The 6,421-nt window shown below is 75.1% G+C and carries 4 protein-coding genes and 1 pseudogene; 4 read left to right on the top strand and 1 reads right to left on the bottom strand.

The features are described 5' to 3' along the window. The 4 genes and pseudogenes from AOK09_RS24745 to AOK09_RS24730 form a co-directional block, all read left to right on the top strand. Nucleotides 1-753 (top strand): annotated as a pseudogene (locus AOK09_RS24745) (hypothetical protein); the annotation flags it as partial. A 93-nt stretch (nt 754-846) separates the two neighbouring features. Further along, entirely contained in the window at nt 847-1,422 is a 576-nt protein-coding gene (locus AOK09_RS24740) for a bacterial proteasome activator family protein (protein WP_055589450.1), read from the top strand. Between the two features lie 252 nt (nt 1,423-1,674). Then, on the top strand, nt 1,675-3,240 hold the full coding sequence (locus AOK09_RS24735; RefSeq protein WP_063796059.1) for a protein kinase domain-containing protein: 1,566 nt from the start codon (nt 1,675-1,677) through the stop codon (nt 3,238-3,240). Nucleotides 3,241-3,523: 283 nt separating this feature from the next. After that, nucleotides 3,524-5,314, top strand: a complete 1,791-nt coding sequence (locus AOK09_RS24730) for a protein kinase domain-containing protein (protein WP_063796058.1) — start codon at nt 3,524-3,526, stop codon at nt 5,312-5,314. A gap of 94 nt (nt 5,315-5,408) precedes the next feature. On the opposite strand, the gene AOK09_RS24725 is transcribed toward AOK09_RS24730, so the two are convergent. Beyond that, nucleotides 5,409-6,421: phosphotransferase (locus AOK09_RS24725; RefSeq protein ID WP_055589449.1), on the bottom strand; the 1,013-nt coding region annotated here is incomplete at its 5' end.

The raw sequence follows: 6,421 nt of genomic DNA, 5'->3' as shown, positions 1-6,421 counted from the left end.
CTCCCGCCCCGTCCGTCCGCCGCCGCGGCCGGCAGGATCCCCGCCCCGGTGCTGCTGGCCCTGTGCGGCGGTCTGGCCGCCGCCGCGCTGCTGGCTCCGGCGCAGACGGCCGCCGCAGCCTCCCCCCGGGGGTGCGACCGGCCGGCGGCGCGCTCCGCGCACTCCCCCGGGGACGCCAGCCTCCGGAACCTTGGCGCCCGCCCCGACGCCGGGGCCGGCCACCGTGCCACCGTCCGGCCCGGCGAGGACCGGCACCGCCTCGGGTACACCCCGAGGCAGGGCTGCGCCCAGGACCCCGGGAGGTTCTCCGGGGCCGTCCCCCAGACCGGCACACCCCGTGCGGGCTCCACCGTGCTGCCGCGCCCCTCGGCCGCCGCGGGCGGGCGGACCGGGACGGCCCCGCCGCACACGGCTCCCATGCAGGCGGACCCGGCGGACCCGGCGGACCCCGCGGACACAGCGACCGCTGAGGACCCGGACACCGCAGGCATGGACACCGCGGACATACCGGCGTCGCGGCGCACCCTGCCGCAACCGCCGCCCGCCGCCACGGACCGGCCGCTTCCGGCGGGAGCGGTGCTCCCCCAGGCGCCCGGCCCCGCCGCCCCGGGGGCGGACGAGGCCGACGGCGAGATACCCACCTCCGTCCCCTTCTCCTCGGTCGCGGCGGGGACCTATCTGCCGCTCGGCATGGGGATGAGCCTGATCGGCTTCGGGGTGGCGCTGGTGGGCCTGCGGCTGCGCCGCCGCTGACCGTACGGCCGCCCGCTTCGCGCCCGTACTTCGTGACTCCACTTGTCCGGGGCAGTCGACCCCGGCGGGCCCCGGTGGGGAAGAATGGCACCCATGAACACGCCGATGAACGAACGGCCGGAAGACAGCCCGCACGTCCTGATCGTCGGCCCGGACGGCATGGCCGTCGGCGGTGCCCCCGGGGGTGCCCGCCTGCTGTCCGGCGGCGAGGGGGAAGAACCGCGTGAGCTGCCGGTCACCGAGATGGTGGAGCAGCCGGCGAAGGTGATGCGGATCGGCAGCATGATCAAGCAGCTGCTGGAGGAGGTGCGCGCCGCACCTCTGGACGAGGCCAGCCGGGTACGTCTGAAGGACATCCACGCCAGCTCCATCAAGGAGCTGGAGCAGGGGCTGGCTCCCGAACTGGTGGAGGAGCTGGAGCGGCTCTCGCTGCCCTTCACCGAGGACACCATCCCCAGCGAGGCCGAGCTGCGGATCGCGCAGGCCCAGCTGGTCGGCTGGCTGGAGGGGCTGTTCCACGGCATCCAGACGGCGCTGTTCGCCCAGCAGATGGCGGCCAGGGCGCAGCTGGAGCAGATGCGCCGTGCGCTGCCGCCCGGGCAGGGCGGTCAGCTCGGCGAGGAGCTCGGGGAGCCCGGCCGGGGCATGCGGTCCGGCCCGTACCTCTGATCCCGGCGCGGCCTCTCCCGGTGTCCCGGGGTTCCGGCGCACTCCGGCGCACTCCGGCGGGCCGGAACCGATCGGCACCCGGATCCCGTGTACCGGGGCGTGCGCAGTACGATCGCACGCCCCGGTACGGACGTCGGGGCGTGCCGATAACCTGGCCCCTGCCGAAGGCCGTTGTGCCCTCCGGCCGGTCCACACACGACGCGTACGCGGCGGCAGCGGCGGCGCGGCATGCCGAGGGGGATGTTGAGGACGATGGGCGAGGACGGCACCACGGACGGCGCGGCCACCGGGCTGCGTGCGGTCGGGCACGGCAGATATGTGCTGCGGCAGCTGCTGGGCCAGGGCGGCATGGCCTCCGTCCACCTCGCCCAGGACACCGTGCTGGACCGGCCGGTGGCCGTGAAGACCCTGCACACCGACCTCGGCCGGGAGTCCTCCTTCCGTGAGCGGTTCCGCCGTGAGGCGCAGGCCGTGGCCCGGCTGAGCCACACCAACATCGTGGCGGTGTACGACAGCGGCGAGGACACCGACGCCGACGGCTCCACGATCCCGTACATCGTCATGGAGTACGTCGAGGGGACCTCGCTCAGCGCCGTGCTGCGCAGGGAGATCGAGCAGCACGGGGCGATGCCCGCCGACCGCGCGCTGAAAATCACCGCGGACGTGCTGGCGGCGCTGGGGGCGTCGCACGAGCAGGGGCTGGTGCACCGCGACATCAAGCCGGGCAATGTGATGGTGACGCCCAAGGGCGTCGTCAAGGTGATGGACTTCGGCATCGCCCGGGCGCTGCAGTCCGGCGTCACCTCGATGACCCAGACCGGCATGGTCGTGGGCACCCCGCAGTACCTCTCCCCGGAGCAGGCGCTCGGCAAGAGCGTGGACGCCCGCGCGGACCTCTACTCGGTGGGCTGCCTGCTCTTCGAGCTGCTCACCGGCCGGCTTCCGTTCGACGGCGACACGGCGTTCTCCATCGCCTACAAGCATGTGCAGGAGCAGCCCCCGGCGCCTTCGAGCATCAACCGTGCGGTCACGGCGGCGGTGGACGCCCTGGTGGCGCGGGCGCTGCGCAAGGATCCGGCGCATCGCTTCCCCACCGCGGAGGCGATGCGGGACGAGGTGCAGCGGGCCGCCTCCGGGGAGCAGGGCGGGGCGACCCCGCTGGTGATCGGCGGCGGCCCCAGCGCTGCCCATGGGCAGGGGAGCGGCGGCGGACCCATCTCCTCGGCGATCTTCCCTCAGGTCACGGGGGAGCTGCGGACACCGTCCCCGGACCAGGTGCGCCAGCCGTACCAGCCGGCGCCGATGCCGTCCTTCGGCCAGGGCGCTCCGATGGCCCCGCACACTCCTCCGCCGCACACGCCCCAGCCGCACACTCCGGTCCCGCACACCCCGGTGCCGCAGTACGGTCCGCCGCAGCAGCGGCCGCCGCACACCCCGCCGCCGAAGCAGGGCTTCCCCCAGCCGGGGCCGATGCCGATGCCCGGCCCCATGCCGGGGCCGATGCAGGCGCAGACCCCACCGCCGATGCGGCCCATGCAGCCGATGCGGATGGGAGCGCCCACGCCGCCGCCGGGCCCGTTCGCGCCGGGTCCCGCCCCGTTCGCGCCGCGTCCGCCGCAGACCGGCGCCAACGGCTGCGGTACGGCGCTGGTGGTGGTCGGTGTGATCGTGGGTGTGCTGGTCCTGATCGGCATCATCGTGGCGATCGTGGCGGCCAAGGCCGAGAACAGCAACCAGGACCCCTACACCAGCCCCACGGACGGGTACTCCGGGTTGCGGTTCCCGGGCCCGCCGGGTGAGCCGGGGACGTTGGCCTGACCGGGCGGAACCGGTCGGACATGGGCGTACGCGGGCATGCGGGGCGTGCGGGGGCAGACCGCGCGCCGATCGCGGGGGTGCGCGCCCGGCGGTGGCCGGGTAGGCGTCACCCAGGTGGTTCAGCCGTCACGGACGCCCTTCGAAGACGGTAGCGTGCACGGAGGAACCCCTTCTCCTGCCCGTCACGGGCAGAAGAGGAAGATCAGGTTGCCGGGCCCCGGCGGACCCGAGACAGAGACGAGAGCGTGATCGCATTCAGGCCGATGACGGACGGCGAGGAGTGATGGCACAGACACCGCACACGGGGGACGGCGACCGCCGCGACACCGCCCGTGAGCAGTCACCGGACGTCGTCCCGGGAGCGCAGGACGCCACTCACGACGGCCGGACCAGGGGCGGCGCCCAGGACACTCCGCACACGCCGGCCGGCACGCACGGGACCGGCGGCCTCGGCCGCTCCGGCTTCGGCGCCCCCGGCACCCCGGGGCAGGGCACCGAGGGCGACTTCGGGACGGTCGGCGAGGGCCGCTACCAGCTCACCCGCAGGCTCGGCCGCGGCGGCATGGCGGAGGTCTTCGCCGCCCAGGACCTGCGCCTCGGGCGTACCGTCGCGGTGAAGCTGCTCCGTACCGAGCTGGCCCAGGACGACGTGGCCCGCCAGCGCTTCACACGTGAGGCGCACTCGGTGGCCTCGCTCAACCACCACGCGGTGGTGGCGGTGTACGACACCGGCGAGGAGGAGCTGCCGAACGGCGACTCCATGCCGTACATCGTGATGGAGCTGGTGGAGGGCCGCACCGTCCGCGATCTCCTGGTGGACGAGGAGGCGCCGCCGGTCGACCAGGCGCTGATCATCATCGCGGGTGTGCTGGAGGCGCTGGCGTACAGCCACCGGCACGGCATCGTGCACCGTGACATCAAGCCCGCCAACGTGATCATCACCACCGCGGGTGCGGTGAAGGTGATGGACTTCGGCATCGCGCGTGCGCTCACCGGCGCCGCGAGCACCATGACCCAGACCGGCATGGTGATGGGCACCCCGCAGTACCTCTCCCCGGAGCAGGCGCTGGGCAAGGCGGTGGACCACCGCTCCGACCTGTACGCCACCGGCTGCATGCTCTACGAGCTGCTGACGCTGCGGCCGCCGTTCACCGGTGACACGCCGCTGTCGGTGGTGTACCAGCACGTTCAGGACAATCCGGTGCCGCCCTCGCAGGCCCACCACCGGGTGCCCCCGCAGCTGGACGGCCTGGTGCTGCGGTCGCTGGCCAAGAACCCCGACGAGCGCTTCCAGAACGCCGACGAGTTCCGCGCCCATGTGCAGCAGACCCTGCGGGAGCTGCACGGCGGTACCGGTGCCGGCCGGGCGGCGGGCGCCGCGGTGGCCGGACTGGCGGCGGGTGCCGCCGGGGCGGCCGCGCCGACCGGCGCCAACGCCGTGACCGAGCAGTTCCACGCCGCGACGCCGCCGATGGGCAGCGCCGCGCCGACCGCGATGGGTCCGGGCTACCGGCCCTATGACACCCCAGCGGGCGGCTACGGCCACGGAGGCCCGGGGGCGGGGATCCCCGCCGACGCGGGCGACGAGCCGCCGCGGCGGCGGAGCCCGCTGCTGTGGCTGGCGCTGGCCGCGGCCGCGGCGGTGGCGGTGGTGGCCGCCATACTGGCCTCCCAGCACTCCGGCACCGGCGGTCCCAACCCCGGCACCACCGCTCCCACCGCTCCCAGTGCCTCCAGCACCAGCGAGGCGCCCAGCGAGACGGCGACGACCCCCGGGTCGGAGCTGCCGACCGGGAGCACCGGGACGATCGAGCAGTCCCCCGGCGGGGTGCCGCAGCCCGGTCCGACCACCTCGGCCCCGGCGACCTCGCAGCCGCCGACCTCGCAGCCGCCCACATCGCCGACGCCGAGTGCGTCGCCGTCGGTCTCGACCCCGCCGCCCAGTGCCACGGAGTCGGCGCCGACGTCGGTCGAGCCCAGTGCCACCCCCAGCGGCAACGCGGCCGGGGGCGCGGCGGGGGACCCGTCCCCCACCGACGCCCCGGGCACTCCGGTGGGGGCAGCCAGCCCCTGACCTGCCCTTTTCGGCCCCGGACCGGTTCTGCCGGCCCGGGGCCGTCGGCTGTCCGGGCAGCGGTGTCCGCTGTGCCGTGGGACGGCCGGCCGGGTCAGTTGATGTAGGCGTCCAGTACCTGCTCGTACTCCTCGCACCAGGAGACGATCTGCGCCGCCGCGGCCGGGAAGAGCGGATCCGCCCGGTGGTCGCCGCGCTGGTAGCGCCACTGGAGCATCCAGAAGTCGTTGAGCCGCTCCCACCACACCCGGTGCACGGCCGCCGCCATCTCCTCCGGCCCGGCCGCCCCGGCTGCCCGGTAGGCCCGGGAGAAGCGGCGTACCCGCACCAGGTCCAGTGCCCCGCTGCGGGGATGGTGGAAGAAGAGGGTGGCTCCGCGGACGGCCTCCTCGGCGCGCGGCTTGAGACCCAGCCGGTCCCAGTCGAGGATGGCGACCGGGTCGGATCCCCGGTAGAGCAGGTTGAGCGGGTGGAAGTCGCCGTGCACCCATCCGGTGGGCGGGGCCGCGTCCGGCCGCGGGCGGCGGTGCGCATGGGCGGCCAGCAGTCCGCGGCGCTCCAGCAGCCGCTGCCGGGCCAGCAGGTCCAGCTCGTCCTGGGGGCGGTGGGCGGCGGCCAGGGCCAGCAGTTCCTCGATGAGTTCCTCGGTGCGCACCGGGTCGGCGCTGGGCTGGACCAGCGGCTGCAGCACCGGGGGGTGCACCTCGGCGAGGGCCAGGTGGACGGCCCCGAGCAGGGTGCCCAGTTCGGCGCTCTGGTCGGGGGTGAGCTCGTGTCCGGCCCGGTGGCTGCCGTCCACCCAGGGGAAAAGGGCGTAGCGCCGCCCGGCGAACGCCACCACGGTACGGCCGTCGCGGGCGGCCAGCGGGGGCGCGGTGGGCAGGCCGAGGGCATGCAGGGCCGCGGTGGCGTGGTGCTGGGCGGCGATGGCGGCCGGGGCCGCGGTGGTGTGGTCGACGTAGCACTTGAGGAAGTACCTGCCGGCCGTGGTCAGTACCCGGTATCCGTGGTTCAGCAGGCCCTCGGCCACGGGGGAGACCTCCAGCGGCTCGCCGGCGTCGTAGCGCCGGAGGAGAGCCGCGGCGGCGTCGGCGGGCGGGGCCGGGC

The sequence above is a fragment of the Peterkaempfera griseoplana genome, assembly GCF_001418575.1.
GTDB classification, from domain to species: domain Bacteria; phylum Actinomycetota; class Actinomycetes; order Streptomycetales; family Streptomycetaceae; genus Peterkaempfera; species Peterkaempfera griseoplana.
Note: the sequence above shows the minus strand (reverse complement) of the source record. Positions and strands in the feature narration are given on the sequence as shown.